At 72.6% G+C, this 22,340-nt stretch carries 26 protein-coding genes and 1 tRNA gene; 10 read left to right on the forward strand and 17 right to left on the reverse strand.

All coding sequences use genetic code 11. The annotated features are described in order from the left end of the window. The first annotated feature begins 48 nt into the window (after window positions 1-48). From NPS70_RS07665 to NPS70_RS07675, 3 genes are all read left to right on the forward strand, one after another. On the forward strand, window positions 49-705 hold the full coding sequence (locus tag NPS70_RS07665) for an HNH endonuclease signature motif containing protein (protein WP_256523296.1): 657 nt from the start codon (window positions 49-51) through the stop codon (window positions 703-705). Window position 706: 1 nt separating this feature from the next. Next, window positions 707-1,390, forward strand: coding sequence for an HNH endonuclease (locus NPS70_RS07670; RefSeq protein ID WP_256523297.1), 684 nt, complete (start codon window positions 707-709; stop codon window positions 1,388-1,390). A 21-nt stretch (window positions 1,391-1,411) separates the two neighbouring features. Then, window positions 1,412-1,484: transfer RNA gene (locus tag NPS70_RS07675), tRNA-Leu, on the forward strand. Between the two features lie 56 nt (window positions 1,485-1,540). Here NPS70_RS07675 and rdgB read toward each other — a convergent pair. The 4 genes from rdgB to NPS70_RS07695 all read right to left on the reverse strand — a co-directional run bounded on the left by rdgB (window position 1,541) and on the right by NPS70_RS07695 (window position 3,773). Beyond that, entirely contained in the window at window positions 1,541-2,143 is a 603-nt protein-coding gene (rdgB, locus tag NPS70_RS07680) for an RdgB/HAM1 family non-canonical purine NTP pyrophosphatase (RefSeq protein WP_256523298.1), read from the reverse strand. An 11-nt stretch (window positions 2,144-2,154) separates the two neighbouring features. Beyond that, window positions 2,155-2,538, reverse strand: a complete 384-nt coding sequence (locus NPS70_RS07685) for a hypothetical protein (protein ID WP_256523299.1) — start codon at window positions 2,536-2,538, stop codon at window positions 2,155-2,157. 141 nt (window positions 2,539-2,679) lie between these two features. After that, window positions 2,680-3,420 carry a ribonuclease PH gene (gene rph / locus NPS70_RS07690; RefSeq protein ID WP_256523300.1) on the reverse strand — a complete coding sequence of 247 codons (741 nt, stop codon included), beginning with the start codon at window positions 3,418-3,420 and terminating at the stop codon, window positions 2,680-2,682. Between the two features lie 119 nt (window positions 3,421-3,539). After that, entirely contained in the window at window positions 3,540-3,773 is a 234-nt protein-coding gene (locus tag NPS70_RS07695) for a glucose PTS transporter subunit EIIB (protein WP_256523301.1), read from the reverse strand. A 237-nt stretch (window positions 3,774-4,010) separates the two neighbouring features. On the opposite strand from NPS70_RS07695, the gene NPS70_RS07700 reads away from it, so the two are divergent. Beyond that, window positions 4,011-5,270, forward strand: a complete 1,260-nt coding sequence (locus NPS70_RS07700) for a PTS transporter subunit EIIC (protein ID WP_256523302.1) — start codon at window positions 4,011-4,013, stop codon at window positions 5,268-5,270. 264 nt (window positions 5,271-5,534) lie between these two features. Further along, window positions 5,535-6,803 carry a PTS transporter subunit EIIC gene (locus tag NPS70_RS07705; protein ID WP_256523303.1) on the forward strand — a complete coding sequence of 423 codons (1,269 nt, stop codon included), beginning with the start codon at window positions 5,535-5,537 and terminating at the stop codon, window positions 6,801-6,803. An 88-nt stretch (window positions 6,804-6,891) separates the two neighbouring features. Here NPS70_RS07705 and NPS70_RS07710 read toward each other — a convergent pair whose 3' ends face one another. From NPS70_RS07710 to NPS70_RS07720, 3 genes are all read right to left on the reverse strand, one after another. Next, the gene (locus NPS70_RS07710) at window positions 6,892-7,326 is read right to left on the reverse strand and encodes a universal stress protein (protein ID WP_256523304.1); all 435 of its coding nucleotides are present in this window, start codon (window positions 7,324-7,326) and stop codon (window positions 6,892-6,894) included. Window position 7,327: 1 nt separating this feature from the next. Continuing rightward, window positions 7,328-8,878 carry an APC family permease gene (locus NPS70_RS07715; RefSeq protein ID WP_256523305.1) on the reverse strand — a complete coding sequence of 517 codons (1,551 nt, stop codon included), beginning with the start codon at window positions 8,876-8,878 and terminating at the stop codon, window positions 7,328-7,330. A 141-nt stretch (window positions 8,879-9,019) separates the two neighbouring features. Beyond that, a complete protein-coding gene (locus tag NPS70_RS07720; protein WP_256523306.1) occupies window positions 9,020-9,772 on the reverse strand; it encodes an MBL fold metallo-hydrolase in 753 nt (250 codons plus the stop codon). Between the two features lie 170 nt (window positions 9,773-9,942). Between NPS70_RS07720 and NPS70_RS07725 the strand changes: the two genes are divergently transcribed. Beyond that, complete coding sequence (locus NPS70_RS07725) at window positions 9,943-10,410, forward strand: type II toxin-antitoxin system PemK/MazF family toxin (RefSeq protein WP_256523307.1); 468 nt, start codon at window positions 9,943-9,945, stop codon at window positions 10,408-10,410. A 25-nt stretch (window positions 10,411-10,435) separates the two neighbouring features. On the opposite strand, the gene NPS70_RS07730 is transcribed toward NPS70_RS07725, so the two are convergent. The 6 genes from NPS70_RS07730 to clpS all read right to left on the reverse strand — a co-directional run bounded on the left by NPS70_RS07730 (window position 10,436) and on the right by clpS (window position 13,510). Further along, window positions 10,436-11,386, reverse strand: coding sequence for a PLP-dependent cysteine synthase family protein (locus NPS70_RS07730; protein WP_256523308.1), 951 nt, complete (start codon window positions 11,384-11,386; stop codon window positions 10,436-10,438). Next, on the reverse strand, window positions 11,386-11,673 hold the full coding sequence (locus NPS70_RS07735; protein WP_256523309.1) for a MoaD/ThiS family protein: 288 nt from the start codon (window positions 11,671-11,673) through the stop codon (window positions 11,386-11,388). The genes NPS70_RS07730 and NPS70_RS07735 overlap by 1 nt, the downstream gene beginning before the upstream one ends. 86 nt (window positions 11,674-11,759) lie before the next feature. Next, window positions 11,760-11,891 carry a putative leader peptide gene (locus NPS70_RS07740; protein WP_305885564.1) on the reverse strand — a complete coding sequence of 44 codons (132 nt, stop codon included), beginning with the start codon at window positions 11,889-11,891 and terminating at the stop codon, window positions 11,760-11,762. A gap of 124 nt (window positions 11,892-12,015) precedes the next feature. Next, window positions 12,016-12,438 carry a Mov34/MPN/PAD-1 family protein gene (locus NPS70_RS07745; protein ID WP_256523311.1) on the reverse strand — a complete coding sequence of 141 codons (423 nt, stop codon included), beginning with the start codon at window positions 12,436-12,438 and terminating at the stop codon, window positions 12,016-12,018. 167 nt (window positions 12,439-12,605) lie between these two features. Next, complete coding sequence (locus NPS70_RS07750; protein WP_256523312.1) at window positions 12,606-13,199, reverse strand: DUF2017 domain-containing protein; 594 nt, start codon at window positions 13,197-13,199, stop codon at window positions 12,606-12,608. Then, a complete protein-coding gene (gene clpS, locus NPS70_RS07755) occupies window positions 13,199-13,510 on the reverse strand; it encodes an ATP-dependent Clp protease adapter ClpS (RefSeq protein ID WP_256523313.1) in 312 nt (103 codons plus the stop codon). Before clpS ends, NPS70_RS07750 begins: the two co-directional genes overlap by 1 nt. Before the next feature lie 212 nt (window positions 13,511-13,722). On the opposite strand from clpS, the gene NPS70_RS07760 reads away from it, so the two are divergent. Together NPS70_RS07760 and NPS70_RS07765 are read left to right on the forward strand one after the other, a co-directional pair. Continuing rightward, on the forward strand, window positions 13,723-15,051 hold the full coding sequence (locus NPS70_RS07760) for a nicotinate phosphoribosyltransferase (RefSeq protein WP_256523314.1): 1,329 nt from the start codon (window positions 13,723-13,725) through the stop codon (window positions 15,049-15,051). 126 nt (window positions 15,052-15,177) lie between these two features. Beyond that, window positions 15,178-15,765, forward strand: a complete 588-nt coding sequence (locus tag NPS70_RS07765; RefSeq protein ID WP_256523315.1) for an isochorismatase family protein — start codon at window positions 15,178-15,180, stop codon at window positions 15,763-15,765. Between the two features lie 32 nt (window positions 15,766-15,797). Here the strand turns inward: NPS70_RS07765 and NPS70_RS07770 are convergent, their stop codons facing one another. Next, entirely contained in the window at window positions 15,798-16,100 is a 303-nt protein-coding gene (locus NPS70_RS07770; protein WP_256523316.1) for a hypothetical protein, read from the reverse strand. Window positions 16,101-16,221: 121 nt separating this feature from the next. Next, the gene (locus NPS70_RS07775) at window positions 16,222-18,633 is read right to left on the reverse strand and encodes an immune inhibitor A domain-containing protein (RefSeq protein WP_256523317.1); all 2,412 of its coding nucleotides are present in this window, start codon (window positions 18,631-18,633) and stop codon (window positions 16,222-16,224) included. Between the two features lie 377 nt (window positions 18,634-19,010). Between NPS70_RS07775 and NPS70_RS07780 the strand changes: the two genes are divergently transcribed. Next, window positions 19,011-19,316 carry a hypothetical protein gene (locus tag NPS70_RS07780; protein WP_256523318.1) on the forward strand — a complete coding sequence of 102 codons (306 nt, stop codon included), beginning with the start codon at window positions 19,011-19,013 and terminating at the stop codon, window positions 19,314-19,316. Here NPS70_RS07780 and NPS70_RS07785 read toward each other — a convergent pair. Both NPS70_RS07785 and NPS70_RS07790 read right to left on the reverse strand, forming a co-directional pair. Next, on the reverse strand, window positions 19,305-20,057 hold the full coding sequence (locus NPS70_RS07785; protein ID WP_256523319.1) for an RDD family protein: 753 nt from the start codon (window positions 20,055-20,057) through the stop codon (window positions 19,305-19,307). The two genes, NPS70_RS07780 and NPS70_RS07785, sit on opposite strands and share 12 nt — an antisense overlap. 86 nt (window positions 20,058-20,143) lie before the next feature. Continuing rightward, window positions 20,144-21,523, reverse strand: a complete 1,380-nt coding sequence (locus NPS70_RS07790) for an RDD family protein (RefSeq protein WP_256523320.1) — start codon at window positions 21,521-21,523, stop codon at window positions 20,144-20,146. Between the two features lie 240 nt (window positions 21,524-21,763). Here NPS70_RS07790 and NPS70_RS07795 point away from each other — a divergent pair, with 240 nt between their 5' ends. After that, window positions 21,764-22,243, forward strand: a complete 480-nt coding sequence (locus tag NPS70_RS07795; protein WP_256523321.1) for an SsgA family sporulation/cell division regulator — start codon at window positions 21,764-21,766, stop codon at window positions 22,241-22,243. The last annotated feature ends 97 nt before the right edge of the window (window positions 22,244-22,340 follow it).

Here is a 22,340-nt window from a genome sequence, read left to right on the forward strand (position 1 = left end):
CGTTGCTCCGTACGGGTAACGAACACGCGGGCGGGAGGGGAAGGGCCGATGGAGCGGAGTCCCTACACCAGGGAGCGGCTGTCCGAGGCGGCGGCGGGGGCGCGGACGCTGAGTGAGGCCCTGGTCTCACTGGGAGTGGACCCGAAGGGCCCGGCCCGTCGCTACCTGCGCGAGCGGATGCGGCGACTGGGCGTGCCCACGGAGCACTTCACGCGTGAGGGCACCCGCTGGACGCGCGAGGTACTGGAATCCGCCGTGGCCTCGTCCGCGAACATGTCCGAGGTGCTCCGGCGGCTCGGCCTCGACGTACTCGGAGGGCACCACACCCACCTCGGCCGCCGGGTGCGCGCCCTCGGCATCGACACGAGCCACTTCACCGGTCCCGTACGACGCAGGGGCGGGGGCGGTCGGCAGGACCCGGCGGCTGTTCTCGTCCGTTCGCCGGGGCTGACCCGCCGCGTTCCCGGGGAGCGCCTGCGGCGGGCCCTGTCCCGTCTCGGCGTCCCGCAGCGCTGCGACCTCTGCGGGACGGACCCCCTCTGGCGTGGCCGCCCCCTGCCGTTGGAGGTCGACCACCGGGACGGCGACTGGCGGAACAACAGCCCGCACAACCTGCGTCTGCTGTGCCCGAACTGCCACTCGACCACCGACGCCTACCGGCGACGGTCCCGTGGCGGTCGGCCCGCGCGCGGCGGGGAGCGCTGAGATGCCGCCCGCGAAGTACACACGGGAGGCTCTCTCGGCGGCCGCCGCGGCCTGTGCCGATCTCGACGAGGCGATCGCCCTCCTCGGAACGAGGCCCTACGGGAAGCTGCGTCGCTACCTGCGAGGCCGCTTCGCCCACTTCGGTATCGACGTCTCGCACTTCACCGACGAGCCCGGGCGCCCACCGGGCCTGTCGGATACGAAGCAGCTGAGGGACGCCGTGGAGCGGGCGCTCTCCGTGGCCCAGGCGCTGCGGCTGCTCGGCCGCCCTGACAACAGCAGGACGCGCGCCCGGTTCCGGGAAGCCGTGTCACGGGCCGGGATCGACACCTCGCACTTCCTCGGCCAGGGCCATGGAAAGGGCCGACCGGGCCGGACGCGGCCGCCCGAGGAGGTCCTCGTCCGGCACTGCGGTCCGCGCCGCACACGGACCGCGGTCCTGCGCCGGGCGCTCCGGGCGAGCGGCGTCCTTCCGGTGTGCGAGGAATGCGGCACGGGCGAGCTGTGGCACGGTAACCGCCTCACCCTGGAGATCGACCACGTCAACGGCGATCCGTACGACGACCGCGGGGAGAATCTCCGGCTGCTGTGCCCCAACTGCCACGCCGTCACGAGCACCTGGTGCCGAGGAGGTCGGCGCCGACCCGGCGGTCCCACCCTGCCCGGCGAGGCTCCCGCCCAGTAGAGTGGCAGCGCGGCAACGCAGGCGCCCGTACGCCAACGGCTGAGCGGCGATCTTTAGGTGGTCGTGTCTGTCGGTTCGAATCCGACCGGGCGTACCGCAGACGAGGGCCGGTCCGCGCACGACGTGCGGACCGGCCCTTCGCCGTCCTCCTCAGCCCAGCAGCTCCCGTACCGCCGGTACCAGCGCGCGGAAGGCCTTGCCGCGGTGGCTGATGGCGTTCTTCTCCCCGGGGCTCAGCTCGGCGCAGGTGCGGTTCTCGCCCTCCGGCTGGAGGACGGGGTCGTAGCCGAAGCCGTTGGTGCCGTGCGGGGAGCGGCGGAGGGTGCCGGTGAGGCGGCCCTCGGCGACGCGCTGGGTGCCGTCCGGGAGTGCGAGGGCGGCGGCGCAGGCGAAGTGGGCGCCGCGGTGGGGGGTGTCGATGTCGAGGAGCTGGGCGAGGAGCAGGTCGAGGTTGGCGCGGTCGTCGCCGTGGCGTCCGGCCCAGCGGGCGGAGAAGATGCCGGGGGCGCCGCCGAGGACGTCGACGCAGAGGCCGGAGTCGTCGGCGACGGCGGGCAGGCCGGTGGCCCGGGCGAGGGCGTGGGCCTTGAGGAGGGCGTTCTCGGCGAAGGTGACGCCGGTCTCCTTGGTGTCGGGGATGTCGGGGAAGGCGTCCGCGCCGACGAGGTCGTGGGTGAGGCCCGCGTCGGCGAGGATGGCCTTGAGTTCGGTGATCTTCCCGGTGTTGCGGGTGGCGAGGATCAGGCGCGTCATGCCCCCAGTATCTACGGGGTGCAGACCTTGCCGATCTCGGTGGCGGCGTCGGTGACGGGGGTGAGGTCGGGGGTGGGGTCGCCGGCTTCGATGGAGGCGCGGACGTTGTCGACTCCGGCGGCGAGGTCGTCGACGGCCTTGCCGAGGTCGGCGTTGTCGGTGGTGTCTCCGAGGTCGGCGAGGTCGCGGTCGATCTGGTCGAGGGACTCCTTGGCCTGGGTGGGGTCGTCGGAGGCGGTGGAGACGGCTCGCTGGAGGTTGTCGACGCTGGTGGCGATGGCGTCGGCGGTGGCGACGCAGTCGAGGGCCTTGTCGATCGCGCTGCACCCGACGGCCGCGGGTATGAGCAGGGCGGCTGCGGTGATGACGGCTGCGGTGCGGCGGCGGGCGGGCATGGATCGTCCTCCTGGTGTGCGGACGGGCGCACGGTGGTCCGTGCGCCCGTACGGGGTGACGCCGGCGGGGGTGTCGACGGTTGCCGGCGTGGGGTGGTGGTGTGCGGCGCGGGCCCCGGGTGGGTGCGGGGTGCGGGTGGGTCAGGTGGTGGGGGCGGTGCCGTCGAGGGCGGTGCGCTGGAGGGCGGCGAGGTCGGCGCAGCCTCCGGTGGCGAGGTCGAGGAGGGCGTTGAGTTCCTTGCGGTCGAAGGGTTCGGCCTCGGCGGTGCCCTGGACCTCGACGAAGCGTCCGTCGCCGGTGCAGACGACGTTCATGTCGGTCTCTGCGCGGACGTCCTCCTCGTAGCAGAGGTCGAGGAGGGGGGTGCCGTCGACGATGCCGACGGAGACGGCGGCGACGGTGCCGGTGAGGGGCTGCCGGCCGGTCCTGACGAGCTTCTTGCCCTGGGCCCAGGTGACGGCGTCGGCGAGGGCGACGTAGGCGCCGGTGATGGCGGCGGTGCGGGTGCCTCCGTCGGCCTGGAGGACGTCGCAGTCGAGGACGACGGTGTTCTCGCCGAGGGCCTTGTAGTCGATGACGGCGCGCAGGGACCGGCCGATGAGGCGGCTGATCTCGTGGGTGCGGCCGCCGATCCTGCCGCGGACGGATTCGCGGTCGCCGCGGGTGTTGGTGGAGCGGGGGAGCATCGAGTACTCGGCGGTGACCCAGCCCTCGCCGCTGCCCTTGCGCCAGCGGGGGACGCCTTCGGTGAAGGAGGCGGTGCAGAGGACCTTGGTGTCGCCGAAGGAGACGAGGACGGAGCCCTCGGCGTGCTTGCTCCAGCCTCGTTCGATGGTGACGGGGCGGAGTTGTTCGGGGGTGCGGCCGTCGATGCGTGACATGGGGGCGAGCCTAGCGGCAGACGGGTGAGGGGCCTGCGTCCGGTGATCGGATTCAGGCCCCTCGGGTGCGCCGGGCGCCGCTGGGGTGGGGCGTCAGTGCGCGGTGCGGTGGGTTCGGGTCACATCATGTCTTCGATGTCGGCGGCGATGGGGTCGGCGTCGGTGCCGATGACGACCTGGATGGCGGTGCCCATCTTGACGACTCCGTGCGCGCCGGCGGCCTTGAGGGCTGCTTCGTCGACCTTGGAGGGGTCTGCGACCTCGGTGCGGAGGCGGGTGATGCAGCCTTCGATCTCCTCGATGTTGTCGATCCCGCCGAGGCCGGCGACGATCTTCTCAGCCTTTGTGGCCATGTTCTCTCCCTGATGTCCTGTGCGCGGGGCGCCTGCCCGACCCACCGTTGGTCGGATTTGTCACGGTAACGCACGGTTGGCCCATCTTCACGGGCGGGTGGTCGCCTTCTGTCGAAGGATGGCGACCACCGGCGTCCCGCCCGCCCCGCAGTGCGGCGCGGGCGTCCGACCCGTTGGCGACTGGTCTACACCAGTCTGCAGCACCTGCCAACCAGAGTCTGCCCCGGGAGGACGCCGATGACCGCGGAGAGCGCCGCAGCACCGCAGCACCGCTGGTGGAACGGGCTGCTCCAGGGGCTCCAGAAGGTGGGGCGGAGTCTGCAGCTGCCGGTGGCGGTGCTGCCGGCCGCGGGGCTGCTGGTGAGCCTGGGCAATCTGTTCGGCGCCTATCTGCACGGCCCGTTCTGGGACAAGACCGCGAACGTGCTGATCAAGGGCGGCACGGGGATCCTCGACGGGGCGCTGGGGCTGCCTTTGCTGTTCTGCATCGGGGTGGCGATCGGGTTCGCGAGGAAGGCGGACGGCTCCACGGCGCTGGCGGCGGTGGCGGGGTTCCTCGTCTACTTCAACGTGCTGAAGGCCTTCCCGGTGGACGGCACGGTGACGGAGGCGCTGCCGGACGGGGTGCCGCAGAACCCCGGGGTGCTGGGCGGCATCATGATCGGCCTGCTGACGGCGGTGATCTGGCAGCGCTACCACCGCACCAGGCTGGTGGACTGGCTGGGCTTCTTCAACGGCCGGCGGCTGGTGCCGATCATCATGGCCTTCGTCTGCTGCGTCCTGGGGGTGCTGTTCGGCCTGCTGTGGGAGCCGGTGGGCGACGCGCTGACCTCCTTCGCGAAGCAGCTGATCGACCTGGGGGCCTGGGGTGCGGCGATCTTCGGCGTGGCGAACCGCCTGCTGATCCCGATCGGCATGCACCAGTTCCTGAACACGTTCTTCTGGTTCCAGGCGGGCGAGTACACGGGTGACGACGGCACGGTGGTGCAGGGCGATCTGACGCGGTTCTTCGCGGGCGACCCGGATGCGGGCCTGTTCATGTCGGGCTTCTTCCCGATCATGATGTTCGGCCTCCCGGCGGCGGCCCTGGCGATCACGCACTGCGCGCGGCCGGAGCACCGCAAGCGGGTGGCGGGGCTGATGGTGTCGGTGGCGCTGACGTCCTTCGTCACGGGCGTGACGGAGCCGATCGAGTTCTCGTTCATGTTCGCGGCACCGCTGCTGTACGGGCTGCACGCGCTGCTGACGGGTGCGTCGATGGCGATCACCTGGGGGCTGGGGGTGCACGCGGGGTTCAGCTTCTCGGCGGGGCTGATCGACTACATCGTCAACTGGCACCTGGACACCAAACCGTGGCTGATCATCCCGATCGGGTTGTGCTTCGCGGTCGTCTACTACGTGCTGTTCCGGATTCTGATCACTGTCTTCAATATTCCGACTCCGGGGCGTGAGCCGGAGGAGCTGGAGGAGGAGATCGAGCGGGAGCAGACGAAGTAGCCCTCTCCCACCAGGCAGAACCCCGGCGGGGTGCGGCCCCCGGACCCGTGCGGGTCCGGGGGCCGCCGTGCGGGTGACCTGATTGTTACCCGGGCCGGGAAATTCGCAGGTTCCTTATCTATCGTTCACCGTGCTACAACAGGTCTACACCACTCAAAGGTGTAGACCACGCGGTCCAGACCATCGGCCGCGTTCCCCTTTTGAGAGACGCCGCCCTCCCCCGTGCTCCGTCCCGGCGACGTCTTGTTCCACTGGAGGAAGTTGATGTCCACGGCTAGCGCCGCCCCCGAGGCGGACAAGAAGAAGATGGGCGCGGGCGCGATGGCTGTCATGCAGCGCATCGGCCGCAGCCTGATGCTGCCGGTCGCCGTGCTGCCCGCCGCCGCGCTGCTGGTGCGCTTCGGTCAGCCCGACATGCTGGGCAAGGAGTCGTTCCCGACCTTCATCACCAAGATCGCGGGCTACATGGCCGCGGGTGGCGGAGCGCTGCTGGACAACATGGCGCTGCTGTTCGCCGTGGGTATCGCGATCGGCTTCGCGAAGAAGTCCGACGGCTCCACCGCGCTCGCCGCGGTCGCCGGCTACCTGGTGTTCAAGAGCGTGCTCGGCACCTTCACCGACAGCAGCCTCCCCAAGAAGGAGGCGATCGTCGACGGCAAGATCGTCATGGTGGAGCAGGCCGTCGACGCCAAGGTGCTCGGCGGCGTGGTCATGGGCATCATCGTGGCCCTGCTGTACCAGCGCTTCTACCGCACCAAGCTGCCCGACTGGGCGGGCTTCTTCGGCGGGCGCCGCCTGGTGCCGATCCTGTCGGCCTTCGCGGGTCTGCTCACCGGCATCGTCTTCGGTCTCATCTGGCCGTGGCTCGGCGCGGGCCTGCACTGGTTCGGTGAGAGCCTGGTCGAGTCCGGCGCCGTGGGCGCGGGCATCTTCGGTGTGGCCAACCGCGCGCTGATCCCGGTCGGCATGCACCACCTGCTCAACTCCTTCCCGTGGTTCCAGGCCGGCACCTACGAGGGCAAGAGCGGCGACATCGCCCGCTTCCTCGCGGGCGACCCGTCGGCCGGGCAGTTCATGACCGGCTTCTTCCCGATCATGATGTTCGCCCTGCCGGCCGCCTGCCTGGCGATCGTGCACTGCGCCCGCCCGGAGCGCCGCAAGGTCGTCGGCGGCATGATGTTCTCCCTCGCGCTCACCTCCTTCGTCACCGGTGTGACCGAGCCGATCGAGTTCACCTTCATGTTCATCGCCCCGGTCCTGTACGCGATCCACGCGGTGCTGACCGGTGTCTCGATGGCGCTGACCTGGGCGCTCGGGATGAAGGACGGCTTCGGCTTCTCCGCCGGCGCGGTCGACTTCTTCCTCAACCTGGGGATCGCCACCAACCCGTGGGGCCTGGCCCTGGTGGGTCTGGTCTTCGCGGCGGTCTACTACGTGATCTTCCGCTTCGCGATCACGAAGTTCAACATCCCGACGCCGGGCCGCGAGTCCGACGAGGAGCTCGCCGAGCTGGAGAAGGCCGAGGCCAAGTAGGCCCGCGCCGCCCCCGGCACCCGCACCGGAGCCCCCGCCCTCGTCCTCAGGGCGGGGGCTCCGTCCGTCTCCCGGAGGCTCCGGGCGCTCAGGGGCGGCCGGGCGGCGGGTCCGCGGCCGGGACGCAGAGCACCGGCACGCTCGACAGGTGGAGCAGCTTGTGGGGTGTGGAGCCGAGGAGCGCTCCGCGCATCGGGCTCTCCCCGTAGCTGCCGACGACCACGACCCGGGCCGCGTGCCGGGCGGCCGCGTCGAGCAGCGCCTGGGCCGGGTGGGCGTCGAGGATCTCGACCACCGTGGGCACGCCCGCGGCCTCGGCGGTGGTGCGCGCGTGGGCGAGGGCCTCCCGGCCCGCGGAGCGCAGGGCGTCGGAGTGGGCGCGGTACTCCTCGCCGAGCGAGCCCGGGGCCCCGGCCCCGTAGACGAGGACCAGCGGCTCGTGGAAGGCGGCGGCCGTCTCGACGGCGACGTCCAGGGCGCGCAGTGCGCCCGGGGACTCGTCGTACCCCAGCACCACGGACATCTCAGCCCTCCTCGTCCCCGGGGCCCGAGCCCGGGGAGGCACCGGGGACGAGCGCGGGGTCGGCCACCCCGCGCCGCTCCCGCCAGAACGGCCCCCCGGCCAGACGCTGCGCTGCCAGCACCAGGATGCCGACGAGCACGATGCCGATCCCGATCACCAGCGGCGGCCCGAGGCCGAACCAGGAGGTGCCGCTGTAGGAGTTGGCGGGGTCGGCCATGTCCCCGACGGATTCGACCAGCAGCCAGAACAGCAGCCCCGCCCCGACGAGCGGTCCGACGCCGATCAGCAGCAGGTTGCGCAGGCTCTCGGTCAGGTGGCGGCGGTAGTAGACGGCGCAGGCGACACCGGTGAGCGCGTAGTAGAAGGCGATCAGCAGCGAGAGCGCGGTGAGCGAGTCGAAGAGGGCGTTCTCGCTGATCCGGTTGACGACCAGGTACCAGGCGATGGCGACGACGGCGACGCCCCAGGTGCTGATGTCGGGGGTGCGGAAGCGGGGGTTGATCCGTGCCAGGGGGGCGGGCAGGGCACCGCGGCGGGCCATGGACAGCGCGGTGCGCGAGGCGGGGATGATCGTGGTCTGGGTGGAGGCGAGCGCGGAGGTGGAGACGGCGAGGAGGACGAGCCAGTCCCAGCCTCCGAGGGCCTCGGTGGCGAGCTGCGCGAAGATGAACTCCTCCTCGGCGGCGTTCTCGGCGAGGTAGGCGGGGCCGGCGTAGGCGACGACGGCGATGCCCACGGACAGGTAGGTGACGACCAGGACGACCGTGGACCAGATGCCGGCCCGTCCGGGGGCGCTGCCGCCGCTGCCCCTGACCTCCTCGGTCAGGTTGACCGCCGACTCCCAGCCCCAGTACATGAACACGCCGAGCAGCAGTCCCCCGGTGAGGGCGGCGCCGCCTTCGCCGAAGGGGTTGAGCCAGGAGAAGGAGGGCTCGACGGCGTCCAGGGAGCCGGTGCCCGCGTAGACGCGGTAGAGGGCGACGCCGGCGAAGACGAGCAGGCAGGCCACCTGGGCGAGGATCAGCGCGTTCTGCACATGGGCGGAGGCCTCGGTGCCGATGACGCAGATGGCGGTCATGACGAGGATCAGCAGGACGGCGAGCGTCTGGCGGACGGCGTCGTTCTCGGCCCATCCGTCGAGGCCGACGGTCAGCAGTCCGAAGCCGACGGCGACGTCCGCGAGCGAGCCGACGACGAGGACGCCGGTCATCATGATCGCCCAGCCGCCGAACCAGCCCGCCCAGGGGCCCATGGCGCGGGTGACCCAGGAGAAGGTGGTGCCGCAGTCCTGGTCGACGCGGTCGAGGTAGTAGAACGCCGAGGCGATCAGGAGCATGGGGACGAAGGAGGCGAGGACGATGCCGGGGGCGTAGACGGCCACCAGGGCGACGATCGGTCCGATGACGGCGGCCAGCGAGTAGGCGGGCGACGTGGAGTTGATGCCGATCACGAGGGCGTCGAGGAAGCCGATCGCGTCGTGCTTCAGTTCCGCGGCGGGGGGCCCGGCGCCGCGGTCGTGCGCCGGGCGGGGGCCCGCGCTGTCGTCGGCCATGGTGCCTCGCAGAAGGTGACGGGGGACAACCCTCTGCTCACGGTACGGCCGGTGGCCCGGCTCGGCCCGCCGGACGTGGTCCGGTCGGGGGCCTGGGGCCCACCCGCTCCCGGCGGACGGGGGCGGGGACGGGTGGGAGGCTCAGAGCTCGTAGACGGCACCGGGGCGGGCGAGCTCCGCCGGGCCGTCGTACTCCTCGCGGGCGTCGGCGAGGTTGCGCTCCCCGTCGGTCCACGGCGGGATGTGGGTGAGCACCAGCCGCCGGGCGCCTGCGCGCCGGGCGGAGACCCCGGCCTCCCGTCCGTTGAGGTGGAGGTCCGGGATGTCCTCCTTGCCGTGCACGAAGGAGGCCTCGCACAGGTACAGGTCGGTGCCGTGGGCCAGCTCGTCGAGGGCCGTGCTGACGCCCGTGTCACCGGAGTAGGTCAGCGACCGGCCGCCGTGCTCCAGCCGGATGGCGTAGGCCTCGACGGGGTGGGCGACCCGCTCGGTGCGGACGGCGAACGGCCCGATGCGGAAGCCGCCGGGCTCCAGCGTGCGGAAGTCGAAGACCTCGCTCATCGAGGACGGCGAGGGCGTGTCCGCGTAGGCGGTGGTCAGGCGCTGCTCGGTGCCCTCGGGGCCGTACACGGGGATGGCCGGGCAGCGGCCGCCGTCGTGGCGGTAGTAGCGGGCCACGAAGTAGCCGCACATGTCGATGCAGTGGTCGGCGTGGAGGTGGCTGAGGAAGATGGCGTCGAGGTCGTAGAGACCGCAGTGGCGCTGCAGCTCGCCGAGGGCGCCGTTGCCCATGTCGAGGAGCAGCCGGAAGCCGTCGGCCTCGACGAGGTAGCTCGAACAGGCCGACTCCACGGACGGGAACGACCCCGAGCAACCGACGACGGTGAGCTTCATGGAGCGGGAACCTCCGTTGACGAAGGAGGACTGGGGGGAGGTCGTGCGGTCCGTCGAGAGTAAGGCGCGAAAGGGCCGGTCGCTCCTCAGCGACGCTCTGTTGTGGGGGAACTCACCCCCGTGTTCGGCGGGTGCGCCTCGCGGCTGCCCGCAGGGGTACGGTCGTGCGCATGAACACGTGGTGGTGGCTCGCCCTGGGCGCGGTGGTGGTGCTGGCGCTGGTGGCGGCGGTCTCCGACGGGCTGGGGCGCGGTCCGCGGCCGCGCCGGCCCGCGGGCCGGCGCCGTCCGCCCGCGCGGCCGGGTGAGCGGGCCCGGCCCGGGGATCGGGTGCCGGTCGCGGGTGAGATCTGGTGGGCGCGGGTGCCCTACGAGGACGGCCCGGGTGCGAAGGACCGGCCCTGCCTGGTGCTGTCGGTGAGCGGAGGCACGGCCCGCGTCGCGAAGATCACCAGCCGGTACCGCGACGAGCGGCCCGGGGTGATCGCCCTGCCGCCGGGTTCGGTGGGCGATGTGCGGGGGCGGGCGAGCTTCCTGGAGACGGACGAGCTGCGCCGGGTGCGGCTGCGGGAGTTCCGCAGGCGGGTGGGGGCGGTGGATTCCGCGGTATGGGACCGGGTCCGGCACCTGGCGGCCTGAGTCAGGCCGCCAGGGCTCGGGTGGCTCAGGCCCAGAGCTGGCCCTGGAGGGTCTCGATGGCCGCCTCGGTCGTCGGCGCGGTGTAGACGCCGGTGGACAGGTACTTCCATCCGCCGTCGGCGACGACGAAGACGATGTCGGCGCTCTCGCCGGCCTTGACGGCCTTCCTTCCGACGCCGATGGCGGCGTGCAGGGCGGCACCGGTGGAGACGCCCGCGAAGATGCCCTCCTGCTGGAGCAGCTCCCGTGTGCGGGTGACGGCGTCGGCCGATCCGACGGAGAAGCGGGTGGTGAGCACGGAGGCGTCGTAGAGCTCGGGGACGAAGCCCTCGTCGAGGTTGCGCAGCCCGTAGACGAGGTCGTCGTAGCGGGGTTCGGCGGCGACGATCCTCACGTCGGGCTTGTGCTCGCGCAGGTAGCGGCCGGCGCCCATGAGGGTGCCGGTGGTGCCCAGTCCGGCCACGAAGTGGGTGACGGAGGGCAGGTCGGCGAGGATCTCGGGGCCGGTGGTGGCGTAGTGGGCGCCCGCGTTGTCGGGGTTGCCGTACTGGTAGAGCATCACCCAGGAGGGGTTCTGCGCGGCGAGTTCCTTGGCGACGCGGACGGCGGTGTTGGAGCCGCCGGCGGCGGGGGACGAGATGATCTCGGCGCCCCACATCGCGAGCAGGTCGCGGCGCTCCTGCGAGGTGTTCTCCGGCATGACGCAGACGATGCGGTAGCCCTTGAGCCTGGCCGCCATGGCGAGCGAGATGCCGGTGTTGCCGCTGGTGGGTTCGAGGATGGTGCAGCCGGGGGTGAGGCGGCCGTCCTTCTCGGCCTGCTCGACCATGTGGAGCGCGGGGCGGTCCTTGATCGAGCCGGTGGGGTTGCGGTCCTCCAGTTTCGCCCAGATGCGGACGTTCTCGGAGGGCGACAGCCGCGGCAGCCGGACGAGCGGTGTGTTGCCGACCGCCGCGAGGGGGGAGTCGTACCGCATCAGCGCATTCCGCCGGCGACGGCCGGGAGGATGGTGACGCTGTCGCCGTCGGACAGCGGGGTGGCGATGCCCTCCAGGAAGCGGACGTCCTCGTCGTTGAGGTAGACGTTGACGAAGCGGCGCAGCTGGGAGCCGTTGTCCTTGTCGACGATGCGCTCCCGGATGCCCGCGTGGCGCGAGTCGAGGTCGGCGAACAGCTCGGCGAGGGTCGCTCCGCTGCCCTCGACGGCCTTGGCGCCGTCGGTGTAGCTGCGGAGGATGGTCGGGATGCGGACCTCGATGGCCATGGTGTGGGCTCCTGTAGGAAGGGTGGCGCAGGGCGCGCGGCGGGGCCCCCGCGCGAGGGGCTTTGTCTGCTGGGTGCGCTCGTACGTCAGGCGGCGCGGGCGCAGGGACCGGCGGCTGCCGGACACATCGCGCTGGCGAGGCGGCACAGGTCGACGTGCAGCCGCGCAACGAGCAGGGGGGCGCTCGGCGTCTTGTCGCTCACGTCAGGGTCAACCATGCGGTCATCGTATCGATTCCCGATCCGGGTTCCGGAGTGTGATCCCACATACTGGACTCCTCCCGCTCGCGATGCGGACTCGGGGCATGGGGGGCGGCTCCGGGGGCCGCGGGCGGGGACCGGTTCAGTAGGCGTCGACGACGCGGACGTCCTCCTCGGTGATCCCGCCGTCCACGATGCGGAAGGAGCGGAACTGGAAGGGTCCGGCGCCGTCGGTGTCGGCGGTGGAGACCAGTACGTAGTGGGCGCCGGGCTCGCCCGCGTAGGAGACGTCGGTGCGCGAGGGGTACGCCTCGGTGGCGGTGTGCGAGTGGTAGATCACCACCGGCTCCTCGTCGTTGTCGTCCAGCTCGCGGTAGAGCTTCAGGAGGTCGCCGGAGTCGAACTCGTAGAAGGTGGGCGAGCGGGCGGCGTTCAGCATCGGGATGAAGCGCTCGGGGCGCCCGGAGCCCTCCGGGCCCGCCACGATCCCGCAGGCCTCGTCGGGGTGGTCCTCGCGGGCGTGGGCGACGATCCGGTCGTACAGGGCACGGGTGATGGTCAGCATGGGCGACAGGATAGGCGGACGGCCGACGCGCCCGGGACGAGGTGCCCGACGGGTGAGACGCACGGTGGGACGGCAGGGGCGGGACCCTCCACCGGGCCGGGGCGGACTTCCGGCGCGCGGCCCGCGGCCCGCGGCCCGCGGACGAGAGGGGGGCCCTGGGCGGCGGCTCAGGGGCTCAGGGTCTCGACCAGGGTCTCCTGGAGGGCGCCGAGCCAGAGGTAGGCCATCACCATCGGCTTGCGCGGGTCCTCGTCCGGCAGGCGGTACAGCCCCTCGTTGTCGTCCTCGTCGCCGACCTCCAGCCGGGTGCCGATGGTCAGACGGAGGTCGTTGAGCGCCCCGAGCCAGTGGCGGCAGTCCTCGGCGCGCAGTTCCAGCACCGCGCCGCCGTCCCCGGCGGGGGTGAGCGCGTCGAGGGAGCGCACCACCGCGAGGGCGTCCTCGCGCTTGCGGGTGCGCAGGTCGGCCTCGGTGAAGCGGCGGAACTCGGCGGAGCGGGCGCGCAGTTCCTCGTCGGCGCCGTCCGCGCCGGGGCCCTGGTAGGCCTCGGGGAAGAGCCGGGCCAGCGCGGGATCGGACGGGGGCTCGCTGGGCCCCTCGGCGAACAGGGCGGCCAGCGGGTCGTCGCCCTGCACCGGTTCGTCGCCGGGGCCGATGAGTTCCAGGAGCTGCACGGCGAGCGAGCGGAGGATGGAGATCTCCACCTCGTCCAGTGCCACGGCTGCGCCGCCGCCCTTCAGCGGCTCGAAGTGAGAGCTCATCAGATGCGGTCCTGGGAGAGGGTGGCCCACAGCCCGTAGCCGTGCATGGCCTGCACGTCGCGCTCCATCTCCTCGCGGCTGCCGCTGGAGACGACGGCGCGCCCCTTGTGGTGGACGTCGAGCATCAACTTGTGCGCCTTGTCCTTGGAATAGCCGAAGTACGCCTGGAAGACATAGGTGACGTAGCTCATCAGATTGACGGGGTCGTTGTGCACCAGGGTCACCCAGGGCACGTCGGGCTCGGGGACGGCGGATGCCTCCTCCGCCGACTCGGTCCGCTCGATCTCCAGTGGCACGGTCACGCAACCCATGCTGCCACCTGAGCCCCCCTGTCGCACAAACGGCCTCGCGGGGGACCGGCCGGGAAGCCGGCCGGCCGGGGACGGCCGCCCCCCGGCCGAGATCTCGTCAAAGTGACGAAATGGGGGTACGCTTCCTGCCATGGCCGCGCCGGACGGGGAGCGGCCCCGTACGTCCCGCCCGCCCGACGGGCGGCCCGACACGAACCACGAGGTGCACCGCTGTGGATGCTGCGGACCTTGGACTCCCGGTGGACGTCCCGTCGACCGCTCTCTTCACCGACCAGTACGAGCTGACCATGCTCCAGGCCGCGCTCAGGGCCGGCACGGCCGGGCGGCGCTCCGTCTTCGAGGTCTTCACGCGGCGGCTGCCGGAAGGGCGCCGCTACGGGGTGGTCGCGGGCACCGGGCGCGTCCTCGACGCCGTGGAGAACTTCCGCTTCGACCCGGCCCTGCTCGGCTTCCTGCGCGAGCGGGGGATCGTGGACGAGGCGACGCTGCGGTGGCTGGCCGGGTACCGCTTCCGCGGCGACGTGTGGGGGTACCCGGAGGGGGAGGTCTACTTCCCCGGCTCACCGGTCATGCGGGTCGAGGGGACGTTCGCCGAGTGCGTGCTGCTGGAGACGGTGGTCCTGTCCGTCCTCAACCACGACTCCGCGATCGCGGCCGCGGCCTCCCGGATGTCGGCCGCGGCGGGCGGACGCGGGCTGATCGAGATGGGCGCCCGGCGCACCCACGAGCTGGCGGCCGTGGCGGCCGCCCGCGCGGCCTACGTCGGCGGCTTCGACTCCACCTCCGACCTGGCGGCCGGCTTCCGCTACGGCATCCCCACCGTCGGCACCAGCGCCCACGCCTTCACCCTGCTCCACGACACCGAGCGGGGAGCCTTCCGGGCGCAGGTGGACTCCCTGGGGCGCGGGACCACCCTCCTGGTCGACACCTACGACGTGGCCGAGGCGGTGCGCACGGCCGTGGACATCGCGGGGCCGGAACTCGGGGCCGTCCGCATCGACTCCGGGGACCTGCTGCTCGTCGCCCACCGGGTGCGCCGGCAGCTCGACGAGCTCGGGGCGGTGAACACCAGGATCGTCGTCACCTCCGACCTGGACGAGTACGCCATCGCCTCGCTCGCCGCGGCTCCGGTGGACGCCTACGGCGTGGGCACCCAGCTGGTCACCGGCAGCGGCCACCCCACCTGCTCGATGGTCTACAAGCTGGTCGCCCGGGCCCGCTCGACCGATCCGGGCGCGCCGCTGGAGCCCGTCGCCAAGAGGTCGCGCGGCGGCAAGACCTCGGTCGGCGGCCGCAAGTGGGCGGCGCGGCGGCCGGACGAGCAGGGCGTGGCCGAGGCGGAGGTGGTCGGCACCGGGGCGGTGCCGGACGGGCTGGCCGACCGGCAGCTGCTGGTGCAGCTGGTCAAGGGCGGCGAGGTGGTGGCCCGGGAACCGCTGGACTCGGCCCGCGAGCGGCACCTCGCCGTGCGCGGCGGGCTCCCGCTGTCGGCGACCCAGCTCTCGCGGGGCGAACCGGTCCTGCCCACCGAGTACCTCTGAGCGCCGCGCTCCCCGGCGGGCGGCGGCCCGGCCCCTTCCCGGGCCGCCGTCCCTCTGGCTACGCTCGGTAGTGCCGCGGGCCGGCCCGACCCGTTCCCCCTCCACCACCACCGAAGGACACCCGTCATGCACCGCGCGTTGATCGTCGTGGACGTCCAGAACGACTTCTGCGAGGGAGGCAGCCTCGCGGTCGCGGGCGGCGCGGACGTCGCGGCCGCGATCACCGAGCTGATCGGACACGCCCAGCCCGGCTACCGGCACGTGGTGGCCACCCGGGACCACCACGTGGACCCGGGTGGCCACTTCTCCGACCTACCCGACCACGTCGGCTCCTGGCCGCGGCACTGCGTCGCGGGCACCGAGGGGGTCGGCTTCCACCCGAACTTCGCCCCGGCCGTCGCCTCCGGCTCCGTCGCCGCCGTCTTCGACAAGGGCGCCTACACGGCGGCCTACAGCGGTTTCGAGGGGGCCGACGAGCACGGGACCTCCCTGGCCGACTGGCTGCGCGCACGGCAGGTGGCCGAGGTCGACGTCGTCGGCATCGCCACCGACCACTGCGTCCGCGCCACCGCGCTCGACGCGGCACGCGAGGGGTTCACCACCCGGGTGCTGCTCGACCTGACGGCGGGCGTGGCCCGCGAGACCACGGACCGCGCCCTGGAGGAGCTCCGGGAGGCGGGCGTGGAGGTGAGCGGCAAGCCGGTGGTGCGCTGAGGCGCCCGGGCCCGGGAGGACCCGGTACCGCCTCAGGGCCGCATCAGCGCCCGTATGGGGTGCCAGAGCTCCTGCGGGCGCTCCCGCTCGGCCCGCCACAGCAGCCCGTCCGGGTGGTGGAGCACGGCGGTGATCTCGTCCGGGGTCGGGGGCTCGGCGTTCCCCCGCAGGTAGACGGCCCGCAGTCCGAGGTTGCGCAGCCGGGTCAGGGCCCGCGCCCGGTTGGCGGCGTGCACCAGGAACCTGACGTTCGTCCCGTCGCCCGCCGGGTTCGGCAGGCTGAGCGCGACGACGACGCTGCCTCCTGGCAGCTTGGCGAAACCTCCGCCGGGCATACGGAACCACTCCCCCGTGAGTTCGATGTCAATAAGGGCCCTGCCCCCGCACCTAAACACGATCGGCCGCCGCCCGCTAGAGGGCGACGGCCGATCATGGTTTGACCTGCGGTTTTACCGATCAGCGACCCGAGGGTCCGATCTTGATCTTCAGCTTCTGCCCGTTGCGGGGCTCGCTGACGATCGCGATACGGGTGTTGGTGTCAGTGACCTTCACACCCGCGGTCGGGTTCTCCGGGTACCAGTAGGTGCCCTTGCGGTCGTCGAAGACCGAGACACCCCGCTGGGACGGGATCCGCTGCCCCACGCCCGCCTTGTGGAGGGTGAGGCGGTCGGTGCGGTAGCGGCTGAACGTGGAGTCGAACGACTGGATCCGGTTCCGCATCAGCGTGCCGTCGGCCCACTTCATCGGGGTCGGGTGCGCGTCGATCGGCAGGACCAGGCCCTCACCGGGGTGCGCGCTGGTGTTGTTGTCGTTCTGGGAGGTGTCCCACTTCCAGATCAGCATGCCGTTCTGGTACGGGTAGTGCTCCACCCAGCCGTTCTTCGGGGCGGTGAACCCGAAGTTGTAGGGCCCGACCTCCAGGGTCCGGTCGTACGAGACGTACTGGCGGTTCTCGACGATGTAGTACTGGTCGTACTCCTGGGTGAACGACTCCCCGATGCGGGAGAAGCCGCTCGCCGTCCAGCCCGCGTCGCCGTTCTCGGCGTTGTCGCCGAAGAGCTCCTGGCCGTCCGCCGTCAGGGTGATGGCGTCGGCGGTGAAGCCCTTGCCGGCCACGCCGCCGTCGGTCTGGTAGCGGAAGCGCAGGTCGATCTTCTGTCCCGCGTAGGCGTCCAGCGGGTAGGCGAGCGCCCGGTGGCCCTCGGAGGGACCGGTCAGGGCCGGCTTGTCACCGGCGTCGCGCGGGATGGCCTGGCCGTCCGACGTACCGTCGACGGGCGTCCAGTTGGCGCCGCCGTCGGTGGAGACCTCGGTGTAGAGGTAGTCGTAGTCGGCCTCGATGTCCCACCAGCCGTCGAGCTCCAGCGAGGCGCTCGACGCGCCCGTCAGGTCGACGGAGCGGGTCAGGGTGTTCCTGAGGTCGTCGCCCATGTCGCTCCACCACTGCATGGAGCCCTCGGCGGGCTTCACGACGGTGGTGGTGACCTCGCGCTTGGGCAGCTCGACGACGACCGCCTGCGGGCGCTTGGTGTTGTACGCGGAGACGCCCAGCGTGTGGGTGGACCGCTGGCCCGCCTTAGCCGTCTCGTAGTTGAGCCAGCCGAGCTGGAGCTTGTCCCAGGCGTTCATGTCGCCGGGGACGTCGCCGATGGTGTCCTTGCCGGCGCCCAGCCAGGAGCCGGAGGACATCAGGGTCCAGAAGCCGGTGGAGTTCTCGCCGCCCTGGGTGTCGTAGTGGTCCGGCAGACCGAGGTCGTGGCCGTACTCGTGGGCGAAGACGCCGAGTCCGCCGTTCTCGGGCTGCATCGTGTAGTCGCCGACCCAGATGCCGGAGTCGCCGATCTCGGTCCCGCCGGCGCGGTTGCCCGCCGGACCGGTCAGGCCCGCGTCGGTGCCGTAGGCGTACCAGCGGTGGGCCCACAGGGCGTCACCGCCCTGCACACCGCCGCCGGCCGACTCGTCCTCGCCCGCGTGGACGATCTGGAAGTGGTCGATGTAGCCGTCCGGCTCGTTGAAGTCGCCGTCGCCGTCGAAGTCGTAGCGGTCCCACTCGTCGTAGGAGGACAGCTGCTCCTTGATCTGGGCGTCGGTGCGGCCCTTGGCCTTCTGGTCCGCGGTCCAGGCGGCCACGCCGTCGCGGACCGTGTCCCAGACGTTGGCGCAGTTGGACTGGCCGCAGTAGTTGGAGCCGTACCGCGCCTCGTTGTACTCGACCTTGACCCAGTCGGAGACGTCGCCGTCCACCGAGTAGCGCCCGGAGGACGTCCGCTCGAAGTAGGTCTTCAGCGAGTCCTTCTGGCGGCCCTTGCGGTCCTTGCCGGTACCGAAGTACAGGTCCTGGAAGTGCTCGCGGTCGTAGTCCGCCTGCCAGGCGGTGGAGTTGTCCACCGTGCGGTCGGGCTCGGCGATCTGGTTGTGCAGCGGGCCCGGGTCGCCGCCGTACTTGACGACCGGCGGCTGGGGGCCGGGGCCGTCGGGGTCGTACATCGTGGTGTCGTCGACCTTGTCGCCGAACTCCACCAGGACGGTGAAGATCTTGTCGGTCTTCTCCCTGGCGAGTTCGACGTACTTCTTGTTGTCGAGCCGGACGACCTTGGAGCCCTTGCGGGACTGGACCGTGGCCTCTCCCGATATGACCTGCTCCAGGGCCGCCTGCCGCTGCGCCTCCTGCTTCTTGGTGAACGGCCCCTCGAGGTCGTGCTCGACATGCCCCTGATGCGGTGCCGGGTCGTGCCTCTCGATGGCCGCCTGGCCGGACGGCTTGCCGCCGTCGGCCTGGGCGAAGGTGAACGCCGAGGCCGTAGCGGTGGTCGCGGCCAGGGCCACGACCACCGCGGTCGCTCTGAACGTCCGTCGATTACTGGTCACTTGATGGTGTCCTCCCCCGCGTTCCGTCGCCGTCGCGGACCGGTTGGTGGGGTCGTCCGCGCGGGCGGTGTACGCGTCTCAAGTGACGACATTCGACCGGAGTCGGGGAAGAAAAGACAGTCCTTGACTTGAACAGGCCAACTGCACTATGCAGTAGCGCCGATCCGCTATCCGGACGATCCCCAAATCGGCCTAGACCCCGATACTTTCGGCCACACAGCCCGCCAAATGAATCCGTGCGCCCCCCTGTGCACCGGCACCGTGGGTCAGGTCACGCTTACTTCGTGTTCCCTCCGGGCATCGGGAACCGTAGAGTCCTGAACCAGTGCGACCTGGCCCGTGCCTTCCCCGACCCTGCCCCGAGGACGGATCCCGTGATGCCGCGTCCGACTGCCGCCCAGTACGCCTACGGTTCGGCAACCGCCGTCTCCTCGGCCGTCGCCCTGCTCCTGCTGACCGGCGCCGGGAGCGTCCTCGCCACCACCGCCGTCGCCGCCGCGGCACTGGCCCTCGGGCTCGCGGTCGCCGCGGCGCCCGCCCTGCACCGCGGCCGCGCCGGCGGGGCGGGGGCGAAGGCCGCCGCCGGGCGGACCGCGCCGGGGCCCGCCGCCGGCCCCGCGTCCGGCCGCGTCCCCGCGCCCCGCGGCGGTGCGCGGATCAGGCAGCACTCCCTACGCGGTTGACACCACCACCGTCTTGGCCGCCTTGTCGTGCAGTCCCTGCTTGTAGGGGCGGTCGGAGACCACGGTGATCAGGATGACCAGCCACCAGACGCAGTAGCAGCACACCAGCGCCGGCACCCACAGCACCACGGCCCGCAGCGCCGAGGCCCCGGTGTCCGGGGTGCGACCGTCGTTGAGCATGGCCACCCGGAGGTTCATCAGCCGCTTGCCCACCGTGCGGCCGTCCCGCCTGATCATGAGCGTGTCGTAGCCGATGTACGCGGCCAGCGAGACGATCGTCCAGATCCACTGCCGCCCCGTGTTCACCTGGTCGGTGAACTCCTCCCCGTCGGTGGTCCACTCCCAGCCGCCGAAGAGCAGGGACAGCACCGCGAGCGGAACGGCGATGATCAGGATGTCCACCAGGCGGGCGAGGAACCGCTTGCCGAAGGGCGCGAGCGGCGGCATCCCCGCCAGCGGATCCGCCCCTCCGTACGCACCCCCGTAGGGTCCCGGTTCGTACGGGGGCGGCTGCCCGCCGCCGTAGGGACCGCCCGGCCCGCCCGCCCCGCCGCCCGGGGTGTCGTACGGCGAGCCGCCGCCCGGCCCCGCCCCGCCGCCGGAGTCACCCGGGGACCCGGAGGGCCCGCCGCCCGGCGGCGGGGGCTGGCCCTCACCGCCGGAGGGGGGCGGCTCCTGGGGCCTCTTGCGGAGCGGATCCTCGTCGGACGGCGGACCGGGGGGCGGCTGATCGTTGCTCATGGGGGCAGTGCACATCGGGGCACCCTGCCCCGCAACGCCTCACGTGCGTTCGGGGGAACACACCGGGCGGGCCGGGTGACGGGCAGTCAGCCGCTGACGAAGGTGTGCGCCGCCTTGTCGTGCCAGCACTGCCGCCAGGGCTTGTCGAACAGGCACCACAGCACGTTGAGGACGCCGAGGACCAGCAGCCCGAGCACGCTGTAGACCAGCCAGCGGCGCAGGGCGCCGCCGAAGGACGGCGGTTCGTGCGACTCGATGTCCAGGACCGTCAGCCCGCACAGCCGCTTGCCGAGCGTGCGGCCCCAGCGGGCCGTGGGCAGCGCCTCGTAGAGCACTCCCAGGACCAGCAGGGCGCCGAGGACGATGCCGAGGCACGTGCCGGTGGTGCCGTCGAGCAGCCACACGGTGACCGTCTCGCCGGACAGGCGGGCGGCTTCGAGCTTGGCGTCCACGTGCTCCCACGCCCTCGTGCCGGCGGGCACCGCGACCGCGCCGACGAGCGCGCCGAGCAGCAGGGTGTCGACCAGCCGGGCCGCGAGCCGCCGCCCCGGCGACGCGGGGCGGGCGTTGGCCTGGGCCTGGGCGGCCCTCAGGAAGGGGTCGTCGACCGGGGGCTTGAACGGCGTGACGGGCTGCCCGCCCTCGGGGGCGGCGGACGTGCCGGAACCGGCGAGCTGGTGGACCTGCTGGGCCCAGGACGCGGCACCGCCTCCCTGCCCCTCGCTCACGGGGCCGGCGGACCGGGCCGCGGGCTCGGGCTGCGCGGGAAGCGGCGAGGGCGGCGTGGCGGACGGCCCGGGCCGGGCGGGGGCCGCCGCGGCGGCCTGCCGCTCGGCGGGGGCCTGGGGCCACTGCGCCTGCGGGGGCGGTGCGGCGGCGGTCTGCTGCGCGGAGGCGGCGACGGGTGCGGCGGCACGGGGGCCGTCCGCCGCCCCACCGGGCCGCGCCCGTCCGGAGCCGCCGTCGGCCGGGACCTCGGTGCGGGCCGCGGCGGGGCGTTCGGGGGCGGGGGCGGGGGCGCTCCCGGACCGCATGCCGGGCAGCTGCCCGCCGCTGGGGTCGGCGGCGGGCTCGGCAGGCCGGCGCGGATCGCCCGCGGCCGGACTCCCCCACGACACCCGGTGGTCGAGGTCCCCGCCGAAACCGGCCTGGCGTGCGGTGTCCGCCTGCCAGGCGGAGGCGGGTTCGGGGCGGGCGGTCCCGGGCTCCGGCTCCTCGTCCAGGAAGACCGGGCCCGTCTCCTCGACGCGTGCCGGGGGCGGCGCGGCGGCCGACGCGGCAGACGGCGGCGCGGCGGCCGCCCCGGGCGGGGCGCTCAGCTCCTCCCCCTGGGCGGGAGCGGGCCGGCTCGTGCCGGGCACCCAGGCGGCACCGTTCCAGTACCGGACGTATCCGGGGATGGAGGGGTCCGGGTAGTAGCCGGGCGCGGGGCTTCCGTCACCGGTGGCCGGGGTGGGGGCGCTCATCACCGTGGTCCCGTATCTGCTCGTCGAGGCCTCACTTCAAGGGTCCACATCTATCAGACCGTTGGGCACGCCCGGGGCCGTCCGGGAGGATGGGGCCCGAACAGGTCACCACATCGTTACGGAAAGTTACCGGGGAAAGTCGCGTAAGAGCCGGGGGCCGCCGCCCTCTCGTCTCTGTGCGGGGCACCGCCGACGGCGGTGCGCGACAGGCCGCGACGTGGCGAGAAGGGAACGAGGACGATGAAGGACATCGTGGTGGAACGCGAGCTGGAGCTGAACCTGGTGCTGTCCCCGGAGCGCAGCGTGCCGGTGCCGGCCCGTCTGGTGTACCGGGCCGACGACCCCTTCGCGGTGCACATCGTCTTCCACGTCGGCTCCGACCACCCGGTGGACTGGACGTTCGCCAGGGAGCTGCTCGTGGAGGGGGTGTTCCGTCCCTGCGGCGGCGGGGACGTGCGGGTGTGGCCCACGAAGAACGAGGGCCGCAGCGTCATCCTGATGGCGCTGAGTTCACCCGAGGGGGACGCGCTGCTGGAGGCGCCGTCGGGTGCGGTGTCCGCGTGGCTGGAGCGTTCCCTGCGGGTGGTTCCCCCGGGGACGGAGGCCGCTCTGCTCGGTCTCGACGAGGAGCTGGCCGCGCTGCTGGCGCCGGCCGGGGCGGACGAGCGCCCGCGGCGGGCGGCGCCGCGGGCCGAGGAGCTGCCGGACGGAGAGGCGTGAGGGCGGCGCTCGCGGGGCCCGGGGACGCGCCGGGCGGGCGGCACGCGGCGCCGGGAGGCGGAGTGCGGGGCGGCCGGTTGCGGAGGGCGGCCGCCCC

The sequence above is a fragment of the Streptomyces sp. C10-9-1 genome, assembly GCF_024497955.1.
In the GTDB taxonomy this organism is placed as follows: domain Bacteria; phylum Actinomycetota; class Actinomycetes; order Streptomycetales; family Streptomycetaceae; genus Streptomyces; species Streptomyces sanyensis.